General features: G+C 69.3%; 23 protein-coding genes. 2 read left to right on the top strand and 21 right to left on the bottom strand.

The features are described 5' to 3' along the window. The 4 genes from AC1U89_RS17055 to rimP all read right to left on the bottom strand — a co-directional run. Window positions 1-433: translation initiation factor IF-2 associated domain-containing protein (locus AC1U89_RS17055; protein ID WP_479900868.1), on the bottom strand; the 433-nt coding region annotated here is incomplete at its 3' end. 188 nt (window positions 434-621) lie between these two features. Continuing rightward, window positions 622-1,272: an RNA-binding protein gene (locus AC1U89_RS17060; protein WP_479900869.1), complete on the bottom strand. Its 651-nt coding sequence runs from the start codon at window positions 1,270-1,272 to the stop codon at window positions 622-624. Window positions 1,273-1,326: 54 nt separating this feature from the next. Further along, complete coding sequence (gene nusA, locus AC1U89_RS17065) at window positions 1,327-3,009, bottom strand: transcription termination factor NusA (protein WP_029910293.1); 1,683 nt, start codon at window positions 3,007-3,009, stop codon at window positions 1,327-1,329. A 2-nt stretch (window positions 3,010-3,011) separates the two neighbouring features. Further along, window positions 3,012-3,578 (bottom strand): ribosome maturation factor RimP, encoded by a 567-nt coding sequence (gene rimP / locus AC1U89_RS17070; protein WP_479900870.1) that lies wholly within the window; start codon window positions 3,576-3,578, stop codon window positions 3,012-3,014. A 259-nt stretch (window positions 3,579-3,837) separates the two neighbouring features. On the opposite strand from rimP, the gene ppa reads away from it, so the two are divergent. Beyond that, complete coding sequence (gene ppa, locus AC1U89_RS17075; protein ID WP_029910284.1) at window positions 3,838-4,371, top strand: inorganic diphosphatase; 534 nt, start codon at window positions 3,838-3,840, stop codon at window positions 4,369-4,371. Window positions 4,372-4,420: 49 nt separating this feature from the next. Here ppa and AC1U89_RS17080 read toward each other — a convergent pair whose 3' ends face one another. Both AC1U89_RS17080 and AC1U89_RS17085 read right to left on the bottom strand, forming a co-directional pair. Beyond that, on the bottom strand, window positions 4,421-5,122 hold the full coding sequence (locus AC1U89_RS17080) for a hemerythrin domain-containing protein (protein ID WP_479900871.1): 702 nt from the start codon (window positions 5,120-5,122) through the stop codon (window positions 4,421-4,423). Window positions 5,123-5,177: 55 nt separating this feature from the next. Next, a complete protein-coding gene (locus AC1U89_RS17085; protein WP_479900872.1) occupies window positions 5,178-5,849 on the bottom strand; it encodes a glutathione S-transferase family protein in 672 nt (223 codons plus the stop codon). Between the two features lie 104 nt (window positions 5,850-5,953). Here AC1U89_RS17085 and AC1U89_RS17090 point away from each other — a divergent pair, with 104 nt between their 5' ends. Then, entirely contained in the window at window positions 5,954-6,868 is a 915-nt protein-coding gene (locus AC1U89_RS17090) for a LysR family transcriptional regulator (protein ID WP_479900873.1), read from the top strand. A 4-nt stretch (window positions 6,869-6,872) separates the two neighbouring features. Here AC1U89_RS17090 and trmB read toward each other — a convergent pair whose 3' ends face one another. From trmB to AC1U89_RS17165, 15 genes are all read right to left on the bottom strand, one after another. Next, entirely contained in the window at window positions 6,873-7,553 is a 681-nt protein-coding gene (gene trmB / locus AC1U89_RS17095; RefSeq protein WP_479900874.1) for a tRNA (guanosine(46)-N7)-methyltransferase TrmB, read from the bottom strand. 92 nt (window positions 7,554-7,645) lie between these two features. Beyond that, a complete protein-coding gene (metK, locus tag AC1U89_RS17100) occupies window positions 7,646-8,869 on the bottom strand; it encodes a methionine adenosyltransferase (protein ID WP_479900875.1) in 1,224 nt (407 codons plus the stop codon). A 249-nt stretch (window positions 8,870-9,118) separates the two neighbouring features. Then, complete coding sequence (locus tag AC1U89_RS17105; RefSeq protein WP_479900876.1) at window positions 9,119-9,550, bottom strand: helix-turn-helix domain-containing protein; 432 nt, start codon at window positions 9,548-9,550, stop codon at window positions 9,119-9,121. A gap of 51 nt (window positions 9,551-9,601) precedes the next feature. After that, a complete protein-coding gene (gene lnt / locus AC1U89_RS17110) occupies window positions 9,602-11,182 on the bottom strand; it encodes an apolipoprotein N-acyltransferase (RefSeq protein WP_479900877.1) in 1,581 nt (526 codons plus the stop codon). Next, the gene (locus AC1U89_RS17115) at window positions 11,179-12,111 is read right to left on the bottom strand and encodes a hemolysin family protein (protein ID WP_479900878.1); all 933 of its coding nucleotides are present in this window, start codon (window positions 12,109-12,111) and stop codon (window positions 11,179-11,181) included. Before AC1U89_RS17115 ends, lnt begins: the two co-directional genes overlap by 4 nt. A 116-nt stretch (window positions 12,112-12,227) precedes the next feature. Continuing rightward, the gene (ybeY, locus tag AC1U89_RS17120; protein ID WP_479900960.1) at window positions 12,228-12,680 is read right to left on the bottom strand and encodes an rRNA maturation RNase YbeY; all 453 of its coding nucleotides are present in this window, start codon (window positions 12,678-12,680) and stop codon (window positions 12,228-12,230) included. Window positions 12,681-12,698: 18 nt separating this feature from the next. Next, the gene (locus AC1U89_RS17125) at window positions 12,699-13,643 is read right to left on the bottom strand and encodes a PhoH family protein (protein WP_479900879.1); all 945 of its coding nucleotides are present in this window, start codon (window positions 13,641-13,643) and stop codon (window positions 12,699-12,701) included. Next, complete coding sequence (gene miaB, locus AC1U89_RS17130; protein ID WP_479900880.1) at window positions 13,640-14,992, bottom strand: tRNA (N6-isopentenyl adenosine(37)-C2)-methylthiotransferase MiaB; 1,353 nt, start codon at window positions 14,990-14,992, stop codon at window positions 13,640-13,642. The genes AC1U89_RS17125 and miaB overlap by 4 nt, the downstream gene beginning before the upstream one ends. 63 nt (window positions 14,993-15,055) lie before the next feature. Next, window positions 15,056-15,463: a Fur family transcriptional regulator gene (locus AC1U89_RS17135; protein WP_479900881.1), complete on the bottom strand. Its 408-nt coding sequence runs from the start codon at window positions 15,461-15,463 to the stop codon at window positions 15,056-15,058. 46 nt (window positions 15,464-15,509) lie between these two features. Next, window positions 15,510-15,962: a ribosomal protein S18-alanine N-acetyltransferase gene (rimI, locus tag AC1U89_RS17140; protein WP_479900882.1), complete on the bottom strand. Its 453-nt coding sequence runs from the start codon at window positions 15,960-15,962 to the stop codon at window positions 15,510-15,512. Continuing rightward, window positions 15,959-16,615, bottom strand: coding sequence for a tRNA (adenosine(37)-N6)-threonylcarbamoyltransferase complex dimerization subunit type 1 TsaB (gene tsaB, locus AC1U89_RS17145; protein WP_479900883.1), 657 nt, complete (start codon window positions 16,613-16,615; stop codon window positions 15,959-15,961). Before tsaB ends, rimI begins: the two co-directional genes overlap by 4 nt. Further along, window positions 16,612-17,277, bottom strand: coding sequence for a DUF1131 domain-containing protein (locus tag AC1U89_RS17150; RefSeq protein WP_479900884.1), 666 nt, complete (start codon window positions 17,275-17,277; stop codon window positions 16,612-16,614). The genes tsaB and AC1U89_RS17150 overlap by 4 nt, the downstream gene beginning before the upstream one ends. Window positions 17,278-17,281: 4 nt before the next feature. After that, a complete protein-coding gene (locus AC1U89_RS17155) occupies window positions 17,282-17,929 on the bottom strand; it encodes a DUF1131 family protein (protein ID WP_479900885.1) in 648 nt (215 codons plus the stop codon). Between the two features lie 112 nt (window positions 17,930-18,041). Next, entirely contained in the window at window positions 18,042-18,629 is a 588-nt protein-coding gene (locus AC1U89_RS17160) for a malonic semialdehyde reductase (protein WP_479900886.1), read from the bottom strand. 117 nt (window positions 18,630-18,746) lie between these two features. Further along, window positions 18,747-19,316 carry a NifU family protein gene (locus tag AC1U89_RS17165; RefSeq protein ID WP_479900887.1) on the bottom strand — a complete coding sequence of 190 codons (570 nt, stop codon included), beginning with the start codon at window positions 19,314-19,316 and terminating at the stop codon, window positions 18,747-18,749. Window position 19,317: the final 1 nt, after the last annotated feature.

A 19,317-nucleotide genomic window follows, 5' to 3' on the forward strand; every position in this document is an offset into this window, starting at 1 on the left:
CGGCTGCGGCGGCCTTGGCGGCGGCTTCGCGAGCCGCGGCCGCGTCAGCGGCGGCGCGGGCCTCGGCGGCGCGGCGGTCGGCGGCCTGGCGCTCCTGCTGTTCGCGGGCGGCCTCGATGGCGCGCTGGCGGGCCACCATCTCGCTTTGCGAGAGGCCGCCGGCCGAGCCACCGCCCGAACCGCCGCCTTGCGACGAGGGCTGACGCGGGGCGTCTTGACGGCGTTCGGCCGAGGACGGCGCGGCCAGGTTGCCGGTCGGCGGCGCGTGCGGGCGCACGCGCTTGGTTTCAACCACCACCGTCTTGGTGCGGCCGTGGCTGAAGCTCTGCTTCACGACGCCGGCGCTGACCGAGCCCTGACGGGGCTTCAGCGTGATGGGCGCTCGCCCGCCGGGGTTGGAACCAGGCCGACCGTTATCGTTCTCGTCGCTCATGCGCTCGCTTGTACTTCCGCCGGGGGGCCGGCCAAAAAACGTTCGATCCATACGAGAAAGGGGCCTGGACGTACTTTCCGAAGAAAGCGCGTTTCCCGACCCTTCGCTCAGGAGCGGATCACGCTCCTCATTTCAAGTTCCAGACCTCTGTCGCCGACGAATGGAAGCCATTCGTCGAAGCCAGGGGCCTAGGGCTCCTCGCGCCAACTCGCCGACCAACTCGAGGGAAGGAGTGGGCGGAAGCCTGATAACCGCTCGACGTCCAAAGTCCAGCGATCAGTGCCGCGCCCGGCAAGGAGCGCCGTGTGTATCACATTCTCCCCACCCAAGGCCAAACCCAATTCGTCGGACGTGAACATCCCGCAGATTTTGGGGCTGTTCGGGGCCCTGTGGACCGCGGCGAGGATCTTTCGGCGACCGTCAGCGGCGCCGTCGGACGCCTCGATCAGCCAGGCGGTCTGTCCCGAGGCCAGGGCCGAGGAGACCTTTTCGAAGCCTGAGATAATCGTTCCGCCGCGCCGTGCAAGTCCCAGCCCGTCCAGAACACGTCGGGCCAGCAGCCGTTCCACCTGGTCGGCCAGGTCGGCCGGGGCGGTCAGCTTGGTCTTGGCCGAGCGCGAGAACAGGCCCTTCTTGGCGGCGGTCGCCACGGCCTCGCGGGTGGCGTCCACCCACATGCCGCGGCCGGGCAGCTTGCGCGCCACGTCCGGGACCACCATCCCGTCGGGGCCCGCCACGAACCGCACCAGGCGCGCCTCGTCGGTCGCCTCGCCCAGGACGATGTCCTTGCGCTGGCGGCTGGCTTCGGCGTGGGTCTTGGGGGCGTTCGCGTCGGTCATGGGCTTGTAAAGACACCGGGCCTCCGACTTTCGTGGGAGGCCCGGGGCTTAGGGTCAGTCTTCCTTGGCTTCGTCTTCGGCTTCGGGGGCTTCTTCCTCCGAGGCCTCGGCCGGCTCGTCGCCCGCCTCTTCCTCGAACTCGCCTTCCTCTTCCTCGACGTATTCCGGTTCCGGCGGGGCCTCGACCCAGCCCATCACGATGCGGGCGCGCATGATCAGGGCCTCGGCGTCTTCCGGCGACAGGTTGAAGCTGTCCAGGATGCCGGCCTCGCGCACGCGCTCGCCGTCCTTGGTCTCGAACCAGCCGCGCAGGTCGTCCGGGATCAGGCCGGCCAGGTCCTCGATCGACTTCACGTCGCCTTCGCCCAGGGCCACGGCCACCGGCAGGGTCACGCCCTCGATGGTCAGCAGCTCGTCCTGGACGCCCAGCTCCAGACGCTTGGCGTCCAGGGCGGCGGCTTCCTTTTCCAGGAATTCGCGGGCGCGGGTCTGCAGTTCCTCGGCGGTCTCGTCGTCGAAGCCCTCGATGGCCGCGATCTCGTGCGGCTCGACATAGGCCACGTCCTCGACGGCCGCGAAGCCCTCGGTGACCAGCAGCTGGGCGATGACCTCGTCGACGTCCAGGGCTTCCTGGAACAGGGCGGTGCGCTCGGAGAACTCGCGCTGGCGGCGCTCGCTTTCCTGGCTCTCGGTCATGATGTCGATCTGCCAGCCGGTCAGCTGCGAGGCCAGGCGGACGTTCTGGCCGCGGCGGCCGATAGCCAGCGACAGCTGCTCGTCCGGCACCACCACTTCGACGCGCTCGTCCTCCTCGTCCATGACGACCTTGGAGACTTCGGCGGGGGCCAGGCCGTTGACGATGAAGGTCGCCTCGTCCTCGGACCACTGGATGATGTCGATCTTCTCGCCCTGCAGCTCGGCCACCACGGCCTGGACGCGCGAGCCGCGCATGCCCACGCACGCGCCGACCGGGTCGATGCTGCTGTCGTTGGAGATCACGGCCATCTTGGCGCGCGAGCCCGGGTCGCGGGCCACGGCGCGGATCTCGATGACGCCGTCGTAGACTTCCGGCACTTCCTGCGCGAACAGCTTGGCCATGAAGCCGCCGTGGGCGCGCGACAGCATGATCTGCGGGCCCTTGGTCTCGCGACGGACGTCGTAGATGTAGGCGCGGATGCGGTCGCCGACGTTGAAGTTCTCGCGCGGGATCGACTGGTCGCGGCGCATGATGCCTTCGCCGCGGCCCAGGTCGACGATGACATTGCCGTATTCGACGCGCTTGACGCTGCCGTTGACGATCTCGCCGGCGCGATCCTTGTACTCGTCGTACTGGCGCTCGCGCTCGGCTTCGCGGACCTTATGCATGACGACCTGGCGGGCCATCTGGGTCTGGACGCGGCCGATCTCGAACGGCGGCAGCGCCTCCTCGTAGATCTTGCCCACCTCGGCGTCGCGCCAGGTGCGCTTGGCCGACGACAGCTGGACCTTGCCGATCTCGCCTTCCAGCTCGAAGTCGTCCGGCACGACCTCGATCACCCGCTTCTGGGTGGTCTCGCCGGTGCGCGGGTCGATCTTGACGCGGATGTCGTGCTCGGCGCCGTAGCGGGCCCGGGCGGCCTTCTGCAGGGCGTCCTCGATCGCCTCGATGACGACCTCCTTCTCGATGCCCTTTTCGCGCGCGACGGCGTCGGCGATCTGCAGCAGCTCGAGGCGGTTGGCGGAAATGCCGATGGCCATGGTCAGTCCTCTTCACTTTCGGACAGGTCAATGTCGTTGTCGGCGTCAGCGCCGACGCGGGCGGCGCGCTGTTCGGCGCCCCGCTTCATCAGTTGATCGGTGAGCACCAGCTTGGCCTCGACGATCCAGTCGAACGGGAAATAGACGGTGGTGTCGTCCTCGCCCTCGATGTTCAGGCCCACCTGGCCGTCCTCGACGCCGGCCAGCTCGCCCTTGAAGCGCTTGCGGCCCTCGGCGACGCGGTCCAGCTCGATGCGGATCTCGAGACCGGCATAGGTGTCGAAGTCCTTCAGCCGGGTCAGGGGGCGGTCGACGCCCGGGCTGGAGACTTCCAGGGTGTATTCGCCGGCGATCGGATCGGCGGCGTCCATGATCTCGGAGATGGCGCGCGACAGCTTGGCGCAATCCTCGACGTTCATGTCGCCGTCCGGTCGTTCGGCCATGATCTGCAGACGACGCTGCTCGGCCCCGCCCATCAGGCGCAGGCGGACGATCTCGTAGCCGACGGACTCGGCGACGGGATCGAGCAGTTCGACCAGACCGATATCTTCCTGCGTCTTGCCGCGCACGGTTCTCTCAACTCACTGGGCCGCAAGCTCTAGCGGGCGAGCGGCCAAAGAAAAAGCGGCAGCCTTTCGGGCCGCCGCTCGAAAGCGCTATCAGCGCTGACGGACGATGTGAGAGTTATATAGCGCGATGTTCGGGCGGTTGGAAGCCCCCCGCGCCCGGACACGTCGCCGCCCCCTTTCGCGGTGCAGCACTTGTGGCCTATAAGCGCCCCGCGCAGGCCCGCCTCCCCGCGGGACCTTTCCCAAACGAAGAGTCACAATGGACCTCTCCAAGATCGCCGTCGGCGTGAACCCGCCGTACGACCTGAACGCCGTCATCGAGATCCCGCAAGGCGGCGAGCCGGTGAAGTACGAGATCGACAAGGCCAGCGGCGCGCTGATGGTCGACCGCTTCCTGCACACGGCGATGTTCTATCCGGCCAACTACGGCTTCATCCCGCACACCCTGGCCGACGACGGCGACCCGGCCGACATCATGGTCGTGGGCCCGACCCCGGTGGTGCCCGGCGCGATCATCCGCTGCCGCCCGATCGGCGCCCTGATGATGGTCGACGAGGCCGGGTCGGACGAGAAGATCCTGGCCGTGCCGGTCGACAAGCTGCACCCGTTCTATACGGGCGTGACCAGCTGGCGCGACCTGCCGGTGATCCTGACCGAGCAGATCGCCCACTTCTTCCAGCACTACAAGGACCTGGAAAAGGGCAAGTCGACCAAGATCACCGGCTGGGCCGATCCGGAAGAGACCGCCGAGATCATCCGCGCGGCGATCAAGCGCCACGACGAAAGCTACTGAGACACCAAAGGCCGGCCCTCAGGGGCCGGCCTTTTTCGTTCCCCGCGCCTCAGGCGGCGAGACCGGCTTCCAGCATCGCCCAGTCGGCGGGGGTCAGGGCGGGCCGCACGCCCAGGGCCAGCAGCGCGGCGAAGCCCTCCGGCGGCGCGGCCTGGCGGATCATGTCCTCGCGCACCGCCCGCAGCAGGGCCAGCCGTTCGTCCGGCCGCGCCGCCGGCGCCATGATCCGCGCCAGGTCGATCAGGTGCTCGTCGTTCAGGGCGCCGCGCATGCGGGCGTCCATGGCGACCAGTTCGGCGTCCGTGAACAGGGCCTGCAGGACCGGCGAGAACTCTTCCTCCTCCTCGGCCATCTGGACGAGGTCCTCGGCCACGAAGCGCGAGAAGGCCAGGTAGAGGCGGTGCAGGGCGGCGTCGCGCTGGCGGAGCCGGGCCAGCTCGACCTCGGCGGCCAGCGTCTCCAGGACCGGCAGGCGCGCCAGGCGGCGGGCGTGCCCCTCCGCCAGCTCGGTGACCGCGCCCGGGGCCCGGGCCTCCAGGGGGACGAGGATCTCGCGCCGCTCGAAGTCGATCTGGCAGGCGCGGGCGCCCAGATGAGCCCGCAGGTCGGCCAGCAGCTCGGTCACGGCCGCCCCGTTGTCCGGCGCGACGGCGCCCAGGCGGGTCAGCAGGCGGACCTGGGCGTAGCGCAGGCCCTTGTGGATCGCGCCATAGAGATCGTGGGCGGCGGCGTGGGCCGGAAGATAGGACATGAAGGCTCCTTTCGGCGCGGACGGGCCGATGGATGACGGGGGAAAGGAAAAGACCTCAGACCGCTTGGCGACGCTGGGCCTCGATGGCGCTGAGCCAGCCGTTGAAGGCGGCGTTGGCGATCGGCCAGGACGGTCGCTCGGACATCCGCGCCAGCCAGGCGGCGATCGCCGGATAGGGCGAGAAGTCGAAGTCCACGGCCCAGCCCAGGCTGACGATCGCCGCGCCGAAATAGTCGGCCAGGCTGATCTCGTCGCCGCAGACGAACGGCCGGTCGCCCAGCATGTGCCGGTCCAGGACCGCCAGCCACTTCTCGCAGGCGTGGGCGCCGAAGGCCATCAGGCCCGGGAACGTCTCGACCGGCGGCATGTGGTCGGGCGGCAGGATCTGCGGATAGACCAGCAGGTGGCCGAAGTCGCGGTAGAGGTTGGTGTTGAACCAGTCCATGGCCTCGTTGACCTTGGCCCGCGCCTTCAGGTCGGTCGGATAGGCCGGCGAGCCGATCCCGTCGGCCAGGTATTTGAGGATCGCCGAGGCCTCGCCCATGGCCAGGTCGCCGTCGACCAAGAAGGGCACGACGCGGTTGGGATTGATCCGGCCATAGGCCTCGCCCCGCTGTTCGTCGGACATCAGGTCGACGTGGCGGTGCTCCAGCGTCAGGTCGTGCTCGGCCGCGAACTGCAGGATCGGGCGGCAGACGGTGGACAGCGGGTCGCAGTAGAACAGCATGGGGCGGCCTTCGGGTGAGACGAGGCCGTCTAACTAACGATCCGCCCGACCTTCAGCGATCATTGTTCTTGCATCACCGTTCTGCGATTTTGCAGAGTGGAGCCATGTTCGACTGGAACGATCTTCGCCACTTCCTGGCCGTCGCCCGGGCCGGCAGCACCCTTGGGGCGGCCAAGCGCCTGGGGGTGAACCAGACCACGGTCGCTCGCCGGCTGGACGCGCTGGAGGCCGCCGGCGGCGTGAAGCTGTTCGAGCGCGATCGCGCCGGGGCCAGCCTGACCGAGGCGGGCGCCGATCTTCTGGCGCACGCCGAAGCGATGGAGCAGGCGGCCCTGGCCGTCGAGCACCGCCTAGCGGCCCAGCGCCGGGGCATGGCCGGGGTCGTGCGCCTGACCACCAGCGAGGCCCTGGCCACGATCGGCGTGGTGCCGGGCCTGGCCGAGTTCCGGCGGCTCTATCCCGACATCCAGATCGACCTGGTGCTGACCGACGCCTTCCTCGACATCGAGAAGGGCGAGGCCGACATCGCCCTGCGCGCCTCGTACGGCCTGGAGACCTCGAACCTGGTCGCCCGCAAGGTCGCCGACGACTTCTGGGGCGTCTATTGCAGCCGGGCCTATGCCGAGGCCCACGGCCTGCCCACCACGGTCGAAGCCCTGGCCGGCCACACCGTGGTCGACGGCGAGGGGGCGGCCGAGAACCTGCCGCCCATCCGCTGGCTGCGCGAGGCGACCGGCGGCGCGACGGCCGCCCTCCGGTGCAGCACCGTCCAGAACATGCTCAACGGCGCGGAGGCGGGCCTGGGCCTGGTGGCCCTGCCTTCCGGCCTGGGCGACCGGCGGCCGGACCTGGTCTACTGCCAGCCCGTCACGGTCGAGGGCCAGGCCTCGTTCTGGGTGCTGACCCGCCAGGACCTGAAACAGGTCCCGCGCATCCGGGCCTTCATCGACTTCATCGTGCCGCATCTGACGATGACCATGCGCCAGACCCCCGACCGCTCCGGTCGGGGACGCTGGTAGGGCTTCAGGCCCGGACGAAGTCCAGGAACACCGGGGCGCAGTCGCCCAGCTTCTTTTCCTCGTAGCGCGTGGTGACGTGGTCGGCCGGGGCGGCGTTGCGGTCGGCGTCCGCGTCGGCGAAGCGGAACGCCGGGTCGGCCAGCACCCGCTCGACCGTCCATTCGGCGTAGTCGGCCCAGTCGGTGGCAAAGCGGAAGGCCGCGCCGGGCTTCAGCACCCGCGCCAGCTCGGCCACGAAGGCGGGCTGGATCAGGCGGCGCTTGTTGTGGCGGGCCTTGTGCCAGGGGTCGGGGAACATGATGAAGAGCCGGTCCACGCAGGCGTCGGGCAGCCAGCCCGCCACGTCGCGGGCGTCGCCCTCGTGGATGCGGACGTTCGAAAGCGCCTGTTCCTCGACGTGCCGGACGGCGCTGGCCACGCCGTTGACGAAGGGCTCGGCGCCGATCACCAGCACGTCGGGGCGGCGGGCGGCCTGGGCCGCCATGTGCTCGCCGCCGCCGAAGCCGATCTCCAGCCAGACTTCCTGGGCCTCGGGCATCAGGTCGCGCGGCTGGAACGGGGCCTGGGGCACGGCGATGGTCGGCAGCAGGCTGTCGAGCAAGGCCTGCTGGCGCGGCTTCACCGGCCGCGACTTCAGGCGGCCGAACGAGCGCAGCGGCCCGTGGGGTTGCTGGGGGTTGGTCATGGGCGGGTGTTTACCGGAAATGCGCGCTCAAATGAAACGGGCCCCGATCGGATGATCGAGGCCCGCTCCGATAGGTCTGGAAGGGGTGAGGCTTACGCCAGGCCCTTCAGCTCCGACACCAGGTCGGTCTTCTCCCACGAGAAGCCGCCTTGGTTGTCCGGCGTGCGGCCGAAGTGGCCGTAGGCGGCGGTGCGGGCGTAGATCGGCTTGTTCAGCTGCAGGTGCTCGCGGATGGCGCGCGGGGTGGCGCCGCCGATCAGCTGCGGCAGCAGCTTCTCCAGCTGGGCCGGATCGACCTTGCCGGTGCCGTGCAGGTCGACGTGGAACGAGACCGGCTGGGCCACGCCGATGGCGTAGGCGATCTGGATGGTGCAGCGCTCGGCCAGGCCCGCGGCCACGACGTTCTTGGCCAGGTAGCGGCAGGCGTAGGCGGCCGAACGGTCGACCTTGGTCGGATCCTTGCCCGAGAACGCGCCGCCGCCGTGCGGGGCCGCGCCGCCGTAGGTGTCGACGATGATCTTGCGGCCGGTGACGCCGGCGTCGCCGTCCGGGCCGCCGATCTCGAAGCGGCCGGTCGGGTTGACCAGCCACTGGGTCTTCTTGGTGATCAGGCCTTCCGGGAAGATCGGCAGGATGTGCGGCTTGATCAGGTCCAGCACGCGCTTGGAGGTCGCGGACTTGCCGTCGATCTTCTTCTTGTGCTGGTGCGACACGACGATCGAGACGACGCGGACCGGCTTGCCGTTGGCGTCATATTCCAGGGTCACCTGGCTCTTGGCGTCGGGCTCCAGCTCGTGCAGCTCGCCGCTGTGACGCAGCTGGGCCAGGCGGCTGAGGATGTTGTGGCTGTACTGCAGGGTGGCCGGCATCAGCTCCGGGGTCTCGGTGCTGGCGTAGCCGAACATGATGCCCTGGTCGCCGGCGCCTTCGTCCTTCTTGTCCGAAGCGTCCACGCCCTGGGCGATGTGGGCCGACTGGCCGTGCAGGTAGCAGGCGTACTTGGCCTTCTCCCAGTGGAAGCCCTTCTGCTCGTAGCCGATGTCCTTGATCGCGGCCCGGACCTTGGGCTCCAGCGACTTGATGATGTCCTTGGTCAGCTGCTTGTTGGCGGCCTTGTCGCCGCCCGGCTTGCCGGCGCGCACTTCGCCCGCCAGGACGATGCGGTTGGTGGTGACCAGGGTCTCGCAGGCGACGCGCGCTTCGGGGTCGGCGGTCAGGAAGGCGTCGACGACGGTGTCGCTGATCCGATCCGCGACCTTGTCCGGATGGCCTTCGGAAACGCTTTCACTGGTGAAGATGTAGGAAGAACGGCTCAAGGGTCAGCTCCGGACATGACGTCGCCCACGCGGACGGTCTGCCCGAGGGACTAGGCGGAACATATAAAGATAAGTTTATGTCCGCAAGACGCCCCAGAGCCTTTTAGCCTCACATGGAACCATGTGAGGCGTCCAAAAAGGCTCTGAATCAAGCCTTTAGAGCGTGGCGGACGCCGAAACCGGCGGCCACTTTCGGCTGCCACGCTCTAACCCGGCTTTCGCTGGCCCAGATCCGGAGATCGGCCTGAATCAGGCCTCGGAGTCTTCTTCGATCATGTCCTCGGCCATCGAGCGGACGAGGTCGAGGATGCGGCGACGCACCCGGGACTTGCCGATGCGCGGGAACAGCGCGGCCAGCTCCAGGCCCTCCGGGGTCATCAGGAAGTCGTGCACGAACTGCTCCGAGCCGTTCTCCTCGAAGCCCTCGAGGTCGGTCGGATCGGCCAGGCCCTCGAAGAAGTAGGACACCGATGACTGCAGGCTCTTGGCGATCTCGTACAGCTTGGAAGCGCTGACGCGATTGGCGCCGCGCTCGTACTTCTGCACCTGCTGGAAGGTCAGGCCCAGGTCGTCCGCCAGACGCTCCTGGCTGACGCCGAGGATCTTGCGGCGCATGCGGATCCGGGCGCCGACGTGCAGGTCGACCGGATTGGGGGAGCGTTCTTCAGGAATCGTGTTCATGCCGTTTCAATCACTGGGAGGAAGCCACGGGTATCTGAAAGCTTGTCTGTTTCAGTTTAGACCTTTTTCCAAGCCTCGACCTCCTGGAACGCGAATCGCGGCGAGGAATGAAACCAAAAGCAGCAGTCCGAACGGCCAGTGCCCAAGCTTGGAGAACGGGGTCGGCGAACCGACGTCACTAACCTTACCGTCGATCACCCCTGATTCGCCAAGTTTCAAGCGGGCGCCGGGCAAAATTCTTCCCCGCGCGTCGATCAGGGCGGAGACGCCCGTGGGCGTGGCGCGGATCAGCGGCAGGCCGGTCTCGATCGCGCGATAGCTGGCCAGGTTCAGGTGCTGCAACGGCCCGGAGGTGACCCCGAACCAGGCGTCGTTCGAGACGTTGACGATCGCCCGCACGCCAGGGACCGGCTTGGCCAGGCGCGGGAACAGGCTTTCGTAGCAGATCAGCGGCTGGACCAGCAGGTCGGGCGCCACGCGCAGCGGCGCGGGCTTGGGCCCGGTGGCGAAGCCGTCGCCCAGGTGGGCCATGCTCTTGAAGCCGATCTTCGTCATCAAGGCGTCGGCGGGCAGATATTCCCCAAACGGCACCAGCCGGTGCTTGTCGTAGATGCCGACCACCACGACGTCGTCCGCCGTGCGGCGCAGGGCGACCAGGCTGTTGTAATAGACCGGCTTGTCGGGCGGGCCCTCGTAGCGGTAGCCGCCCAGCAACATCAGCTGGCCGGGCTGGAGGGCGTCGACGATGTCCTGCCGCACCCAGCTGCCGGGGACCATGTAGTCGTTGATGGCCAGCGGCAGGGCGCCTTCGGGCCAGACGACGATGTCAGCGGGCTTGCCGGCGTAGGGCTTGGCGGTCAGGGAGACATAGGCCCGGACGATCTGGGCGAAGCGCTGGGCGTCCCACTTGGATTCCTGGGGGATGTCGGCCTGGACGATGCGGACGGTCAGGGCCGACCCGGGCGCGGACGGCGGCCGCGAGAGCGCGATGGCTCCGCCGGCGAACAGCCCGACCAGGACGACGGCGGCCGCGCCGACCGCGATCCGGCCGCGCCTGCCGTCCCGCCACACCGCCGGGGCGGCGGCGATCGCCAGGGTGATCCAGGTCAGGCCGTAGGCGCCGACCACGCCGGCGGTCTGCGACACGGCCGAGCCGGCCCGCCAGGTCTCGCCCGGCAGGTTCCAGGGGAAGCCGGTCAGGATGTGGCCGCGGGTCCATTCCAGCAGGGCGAAGGCGCCGGCGAACAGCAGCACCCGCCGCACGCCGGCGGGACGGACCAGGCGATAGAGCACCGCCGCCAGCCCCCAGAACAGCGCCATGCCCGCGGCCATGGCGGCCACGGCGAACGGAGCCATCCAGCCCTGGTTGGCGGCGTCGACCATGAAGGCCTCGGCGATCCACCAGGTGGAGAGGCCGAAATAGGCCAGGCCCATCAGCCAGCCGCGTAGGAAGGCCGAGCGCAGGGGTCGGGGGCCCTCGACCGCGTCGAGCAGCCACAGCAGCACGGCGTAGCCCAGCAGGCCGGGCAGGAAACCGAACGGTGGATGGGCCAGGGCGGCGGCCAGGCCGGCCAGCAGCGCCAGGCCGCGCACCCGCCAGGGCGTCAGTTTCGGCGGGGCCGGCAGGTTCACGAAGCGGCCACGCGACCGGGCGGCTCGGCCGCTTCCACGCCAGGCTCGAGGGCCACGGCCGGACGCACCCGCACCCGGCGCACCCGGCGCGGGTCGGCCTCGACCACTTCCAGGTCGAAGCCCGCCGGGTGGGCGATCACCTCGCCCCGTTGCGGCACGCGGCCCGCCAGGGCCACGACCAGGCCGGCGACGGTGTCGATGTCCTCTTCCATGTCCGGCGGGGCCAGGTCGGTGTCGAGGGCGGCCTCCAGGTCCTCCAGCGGCGCGCGGGCGTCGACCTCGAACAGGCCGCCGGGCCGCGCGATGATGTTGGAGACCTGGGCGTCGTCGTGCTCGTCGTCGATCTCGCCGACCACCGCCTCGATCAGGTCTTCCATGGTCACCAGGCCGTCGGTGCCGCCGAACTCGTCGATGACCAGGGCCATGTGGATGCGGCTGGTGCGCATGCGCAGCAGGAGGTCGGCGGCCCGCATCGAGGCCGGCACGTACAGCGCCTCGCGCCGCAGCCGCTGCAGGACCTGGTCCGACGGACCCGGCCGCCGGTCGTCGGCGGCCAGCAGGCGGAACACGTCCTTGACGTGGATCACGCCGACCGGGTCGTCCAGGGTCTCGCGGTAGATCGGCATCCGCGAGTGCTCGGCCTCGGTGAACTGGGCCACCACCGCCTCGAACGGCGTGCTCACCTCGACGGCGACGATATCGGCGCGCGGGGTCATCACGTCGGCCACCCGCAGGCTCTGGAACGCCTCGGCCTGGTCGACCAGGTCGACCTCGTGGGCCAGGGCGGGGTCGGCCGGGCGCGTCGCCTCGGCCAGGCCCGGAACCCGCCGACCGGCGAGGTCCTTGCGCATCTTACGGAAGAACGCCCGCACGCCCCGACTCAAGCGAGTCGAACCGGCGGGCGGGGAACTCTGGTCGTCGCTGGGCATGCCCTGCTTGGTTATCCCTCAGAGCGTTTTCAAGCGAAGTGGAGACCGGTTCGCGTGAAGAAAACGCTCAAGCTAAGTGACTTAGATCGGTTTGCTGCCTTCGGAAGCAAACCGATCTAAGCGGACGCGGGTTCGGCATAGGGGTCGGGAATGTCCAAGCCCGCGAGAATCTCGCGCTCGAACGCTTCCATGGCCTCGGCCTCGCCGTCGTCCTGATGGTCGTATCCTAAGAGATGAAGCACCCCATGCGCCACCAGATGTTGCAAATGGTGCGCAAGAGGCTTGCCCTGCTCGGCCGCTTCGCGCCGGCAGACCCCGAACGCCAGGGCGATGTCGCCGATCTGGCCCTCGGGATTGGGCGGCGACGGGAAGGACAGGACGTTGGTCGCGTAGTCCTTCTGGCGGAAGTCGCGGTTCAGCGCCTGGACGCTGTCGTCGTCGGCCAGCAGGATGACGATCCCCTGCCCTTCGATGTCCTCGTGCGCGTCCAGCACGGCCTGGGCGGCGCGCCAGACCAGGGCCTCGACCTCCGGCTCGGCCTGGGTCCAGGCCTCGTCCTCGATCTCGATGTCGACGGTGATGGTCATCTAGCGCGTCGTCGTCTGCAGGGCGTCGGCGTCGTAGGCCTTGACGATGCGCTCGACCAGCGGGTGGCGCACCACGTCGGCCGAGGTGAAGCGCGACACCGCCACGCCCTCGACGCCTTCCAGGATCGACACCGCGTGGGCCAGGCCGGAGTCGCGGGGGTTCAGCAAGTCGACCTGGGTCGGGTCGCCCGTCACCACCATCCGCGCGCCCTCGCCCAGGCGGGTCAGCACCATCTTCATCTGCAGGCGCGAGCAGTTCTGGGCCTCGTCGACGATGACGAACGCATGGGCCAGGGTGCGGCCGCGCATGAAGGCGATCGGGGCGACCTCGATCTCCAGCTTCTCGCGACGGCGACGCAGCTGGTCGGCGCCCATGATGTCGGTCAGGGCCTCCCAGACGGGGGCCATGTAGGGATCGACCTTCTCGTTCAGGTCGCCCGGCAGGAAGCCCAGCTTCTCGCCGGCCTCGACGGCGGGACGGGTGACGATCAGACGGTCGACCTCGCCGCGCAGCAGCATGCCCGCCCCTTGCGCCACGGCCAGGAAGGTCTTGCCGGTGCCGGCGGGGCCCAGGCCGAAGCACAGCGGGTGGCTGGCCATGGCCTCCATGTAGCGGGCCTGGCCCTTGGTCTTGGGCGAGACGCTGCCCTTGCGCACGGCGCGGGGCGAGGCCTGGCCGGACGCGCTGTGGGCCTCGCCCACGGCCACGCGGACGTCGGCCTCGACCACCTCGTCGTCGGCGTCGGCCCGGTGGGCCAGGGCCTGGATCGCCCGCTTGGCGCCGGCCCGCGCCTTGACGTCGCCGGTGATCGTCACCCCGCCGCCCGGGGTCTCGATCAACACCTTGAAGGCGTCCTCGATCAGGGCGGCGTGACGGCCGTTCGGCCCGGAAACGGCGCGGACGGCGGTGTCGGACAGGGGCAGGAACTCAGGCGTGCGGCTCAAGCGGGCTCCGGAAGGGACTGGCTCTCGAGCACGCCGCCCAGGCTCATCTTGGCCGACGACTCGATGCGGACGGGAACGATCTTGCCGATCAGGTCATCGGACCCGACGGCGTGGACCGCTTGCAGATAGGGACTGCGACCGACGATTTGACCGGGGTTGCGGCCTTTTTTCTCGAACAGCACCGGCAGGACCTTGCCGACCTGGGCGGCGTTGAAGGTCTTCTGCTGCTCGTCGAGCAGGGCGTTCAGCCGATCCAGGCGCTCGGCCTTGACCGCCTCGTCCACCTGGCCGGGCATGGCCGAGGCCGGCGTGCCGGGGCGGCGCGAGTACTTGAAGGAGAACGCCGAGGCGAAGCCGACCTCGCGGACCAGGTCCAGGGTCTTCTCGAAATCGCCGTCGCGCTCGCCGGGGAAGCCGACGATGAAGTCGCCGCTCATGGCGATGTCGGGCCGCGCGGCGCGGATCTTCTCGATCAGCCGCACATAGCTCTCGGCCGTGTGGTCGCGGTTCATGGCCTTGAGGATCTTGTCGCTGCCCGCCTGCACCGGCAGGTGCAGATAGGGCATCAGCTGCGGCAGCTCGCCGTGCGCCTCGATCAGGTCGTCGCCCATGTCGCGCGGGTGGCTGGTGGTGTAGCGGATGCGGTCCAGGCCCTCGATCCTGGCCAGGCGTCGCACCAGCTTGGCCAGGGTCTCGCCGCCGCCGTCATAGGCGTTGACGTTCTGGCCCAGCAGGGTGACCTCGCGCACGCCCTGGTCGGCCAGGCGCTTGGCCTCCTCGACGATGTCCTGCGGCGGCCGCGACCACTCCCCGCCCCGGGTGTAGGGCACCACGCAGAAGGTGCAGAACTTGTCGCAGCCCTCCTGCACGGTCAGGAAGGCGGTCACGCCGGTCACGTGGCGCTCGGCCGGCAGGGCGTCGAACTTCTCGTCGGCGGCGAAGTCGGCCGACAGGCGCTCGCCGGTGGCCCGGTGGGCGCGGGCGATCAGCTCGGGCAGCTGGTGATAGGCCTGGGGTCCGACGACCAGGTCGACCGCCGGCTGGCGATGCATGATCTCCTTCCCCTCCGCCTGGGCCACGCAGCCGGCCACGGCGATGGTCATCTTGCCGCCGGCCTCGGCCTTTCGGCCCTTCATCTGCTTGATGTAGCCCAGCTCCGAATAGACCTTCTCGGTGGCCTTCTCGCGGATGTGGCAGGTGTTGAGCACCACCAGATCGGCGCCTTCGGGCTCGTCGACCACGCCATAGCCCAGCGGGCGCAGGACATCGGCCATGCGCTCGCTGTCGTAGACGTTCATCTGACAGCCGTAGGTCTTGATATAGAGGCGCTTTTGCGGGGTCTCGCTCATGCGGGGCGTTATGGGCGCGAGGGCGGGCTTTCGCAAGGACAGCGAAGTCACACCCCTCCGGCGCTATTCCTCGATCGGAACCCCGTACAGCTCCAGCCGGTGGTCCACCAGCTTGTAGCCCAGCTTCTTGGCGATGGCGTTCTGCAGGGCCTCGATCTCCTCGTCCACGAACTCGACGACCTTGCCGGTCTTCATGTCGATCAGGTGGTCGTGGTGGTGGTCGGGCGTCTCTTCGTAGCGCGAGCGGCCGTCGCGGAAATCGTGGCGCTCGATGATGCCGCTTTCCTCGAACAGGCGGACGGTGCGGTAGACCGTGGCGATCGAGATGTGCGGGTCCACGGCGTGGGCGCGGCGGTGCAGCTCTTCGACATCCGGGTGATCGGTGGCCGACGACAGCACGCGGGCGATGACCCGACGCTGGTCGGTCATGCGCATGCCCTTTTCGATGCAGAGCTTTTCGAGGCGATCCACTGTGGCGTCTCCTGCGGGATTCGCGGGCAAGATAGGCATTTGGGCGCTAGCTGTTAAGCGTCCGACGCATCACCACCGCGTCCTTGGCCCCATCCGGATGGGGATAATAACCCTTTCGCAGGCCGACACGCTCAAAACCGGTGGCTTCGTAGAGCTTGATCGCCGCGATATTGTCGGCGGCGACCTCCAGGAACATCTCGAAGGCCCGGGCCTCGCGGGCGATCCCGGCGGCCATTTCGACCAGGGCCGCGCCCCAGCCGCGGCGACGAGCGGCCGGATCGACGGCGACGGTCAGGATCTCGGCCTCGCCGGCCACGGCGCGGCACAGGATGAAGCCCTTGGCCTCTTCGGGGTCGCCCGCCTCGCCCAGGACGGCGAAGGCGCCGGGGCTTTTCAGCAGGCTCTCGAACTCCTCCGCCGACCAGGGCCGGTCGAAGGCGCGGTCGTGCAGGTCGGCCAGGGTGAAGCAGGCTTCCAGCCCGACGGGACGCAGGATCATGCGGCCGGCGCCACGGCATAGGGCGCGCGCAGATACAGCGGCCGGGGCGAATGGGTCGGGACCGGCCGGGCGGCGGCCAGACGAGCGACGGCGGCGGGGTCGGCGAAGGCCGGGGTCAGCACGGTCGCCCCGGGCAGCACCTCGGCGACCAGCGGCGCGCCCGAACCGACCAGGGTCGCCGGTCCGCCGGAATAGAGCTCGGCCAGGCGCGCGGCGGCGACCCCGATCTCCAGGGCGTCGGGCGCCATCAGGGCCGCTCCGCCGTCGAAGACCTGCAGATAGACCTGGCCCATCTTGGCGTCGAGCACGCCGGCCACGAAGCCGGACGCGTTGGCCGACGCGGCCAGAGCCTCCAGGGTGTTGACCCCCACGCACGGGATCGACAGGGCCGTGGCCAGGCCCTTGGCGAAGGACAGCCCGACGCGGAGGCCGGTGAACGAGCCGGGTCCGACGGTGACGGCGATGCGGGTCAGGTCGGCGAACTTCACCCCGGCCTCGGCGGCGACCTCGCGGGCGATGACGGCGACCCGCTCCTGATGGCCGCGGGTCATGGGCTCGCTGCGGGCGGCGCGCACCGTGTCGCCGTCCAGGATCGCGACCGAGCTGGCCGCCAGGCAGGTGTCGACGCTTAAAATGAGAGATTGGGGGGTCATTGGGCCGGCGCCCCGCCGCGCCAGAGGAACTCGCGCAGGGTCGCCTTGTCGCGCAGCACCGCCTCGGGCGGCATGGTGTCGGCGGTCCAGCCGGGCACGGCGAAGACGTAACGCAGCACCGGCTCGCCGGGCTGGGTGCAGATCACGGCGTGGAGGTCGCGGTCCTTGCCCATCCAGCAGCGCGGATAGTCCATGTCGGCGTTCGCCCATTTCAGGCCGAGCGTCTCGCCGCGCGGCCCCTGCGGCGTTCCACCGGACACCCGGATGTCGCCGACCGTGACCGTGCCGGGATTGCCCTGGATTTCGATGACGCCGCCGCCCTGCTCGACCGTGATGATCGGTGTCGGCTCGCCCGCGCCCTGTTGCAGGAAGGCGGACTTCACCGTCGCCTTGGGGAAGCGCGGCGTCACGGCGTCCAGCGAAAACTCGGTCTGGGCCATCAGCGGCCCGACCGAGAACTCGTCCAGGGCCAGCGGGCCGCCCGTATAGGGCGTGAAGCGATCGATCGAGCCGGACACCGCATGACGCGTCACGACGCCAGGGGCCGGGATGGCGGTGGGACCCTTGCCGCCCCGGATCTCGTAGTCCTGGGCCTTGTCGGCCGGCCCGCAGGCGGTCAACCCCAGCAGCGCCACGGCCAGGAGAATGGAACCAACGCGCATCGGATCAGGCCGCCCCGACGGCCGCCTGCTCGGCCGGACGCCAGACGAACTCGTTCAGCTGGCCCTTGGCCTTCAGCACCTCGACCGGCGGCAGGCCGCCCTTGGCCCAGCCCGGCACGCCGAAGACGTAGGCCACGGTCGGGGCCTCGGGACGCACGCAGACCGTCTGGTTGACCGTGCGGCCCTCGCCGGCCCGGCACTGGGCGATGTCGAAACCGAGGTCGCCCCACTTGGCCAGCAGGGTTTCGCCCTTGGGGCCCTCGACCGGACCGCCGGCCAGGCGGATCTCGCCGATGCCGCCTTCCGCGCCCTTGCCGATCTCCAGCAGCGGGACGTTGTCCTGGTCGACGGTGAGGATCGGCCCGGGCGGGCCCTCGCCGGTGTGGATGAAGGCGCTCTTGACCACCGCCTTGGGGAACAGGGCCTTGATGGTGGCCAGGTCGAAGGCCGTCTCGCCGGTGATCGGGCCCACGCCGTCGGCGCGCACGTGCAGCGGTCCGCCGACATAGGGCGTCACCGCGACGGCGACCGGCCCGGACTTGGGGACTTCGGCGCTCGAAGCGGCGGGCGGGGCCTCGTCGACTTGCTTGGCGGGACCGCAGGCGGCGAGCAGCAGCAGCGGGGCGGCGATCAGGGCGAGGCGCTGGGTCATCCCCGCGTTCTAGCACTGGGTCCCAGCGATGTGCACGTGCGCACAAAGAAGTTGTCATCCCGGAAGCGCGCAGCGCTATCCGGGATGACAGCCTTTGGAGCTCAGGACGCGATCAGACGATCTTCGCCGCTTCCTCGAAGTCCAGGCGCGGATTGCGCGGGAAGAGGTTTTCTTCGGTGCCGTAGCCGATCGAGACGATGAAGTTCGACTTGATGTTCGTCCCGGCGAAGAATTCCTTGTCGACGGCGGCGTTGTCGAAGCCCGACATCGGACCGGCGTCCAGGCCCAGGGCCCGCACGGCCAGGATGAAGTAGCCGCCCTGCAGCGAGCTGTTGCGCAGCGCGCCCCACTCCTTGGCCACCGGATCGGGGAACCAGTCCTTGGCGCCCGGAGCGTTGGGGAACAGCTTGGGCAGGGTCTCGGGGAAGTCCAGGTCGTAGCCGACGATCACCGTCACCGGCGCCTTGAGGATCTTGGCCCCGTTCGAGCCCGACGACACGGCCGCCAGACGGGCCTTGGCTTCCGGGCTCTGCACGAACACGAAGCGCGCCGGGGTGCTGTTGGCGGCGGTCGGGCCGAACTTCACCAGGTCGTACAGCTCGCGCAGCACCGCCTCGGGGATGGGCTTGTCGCTCCAGCCGTTGCGGGTGCGGGCCGTCGTGAACAGTTGGTCGAGAGCCGTGTCGGCGAGCTTGGCCATCAGCGATCCTTATGGGCGATATAATTGCAACTTATACAGTTACGATAAGGACGCGGAACCGCGCTGGCAAGGCGCCCAGGACGCATTCCCTTGCCCCCATGCGCACGCCGCGGGGTGCTAGAGCGTCTGCTCCACCCGGGTCACTTCGGGCACGTAATGCTTGAGCATGTTCTCGACGCCCGCCTTCAGCGTGGCCGAGGACGAGGGGCAGCCCGAGCAGGCGCCGCGCATGTGCAGCCAGACCACGCCGGTGGCCGGCTCGAACTTGGAGAACACGATATCGCCGCCGTCCTGGGCCACGGCGGGGCGGATGCGGGTGTCCAGCAGGTCCTTGATCTCGGCGACGATCTGCGAGGTCTCCTCGTCGTAGACCCCGTCCTCGTCGTGGCCGCTCTCGACCTGGTCCAGCAGCAGGGGCCGGCCGCTAGTGAAGTGGTCCATGATGGCGGCCAGGATCGGCGCCTTCAGGTGGGGCCACTCCGCGCCCTCGGCCTTGGTCACGGTCAGGAAGTCCGGGCCGAAGAACACGCGGTCGACGTCGCCCAGCCGGAACAGGGCCTCGGCCAGGGGCGAGGCGTCGCCTTCCTCGGCCGTGCGGAACTCGCGCGCGCCCTCGCCCAGCACTTCGCGGCCGGGCAGGAACTTCAGGACCTCGGGATTGGGCGTGGTTTCGGTCTGGATGAACATG

Source organism: Caulobacter sp. 05T431 (assembly GCF_056665975.1).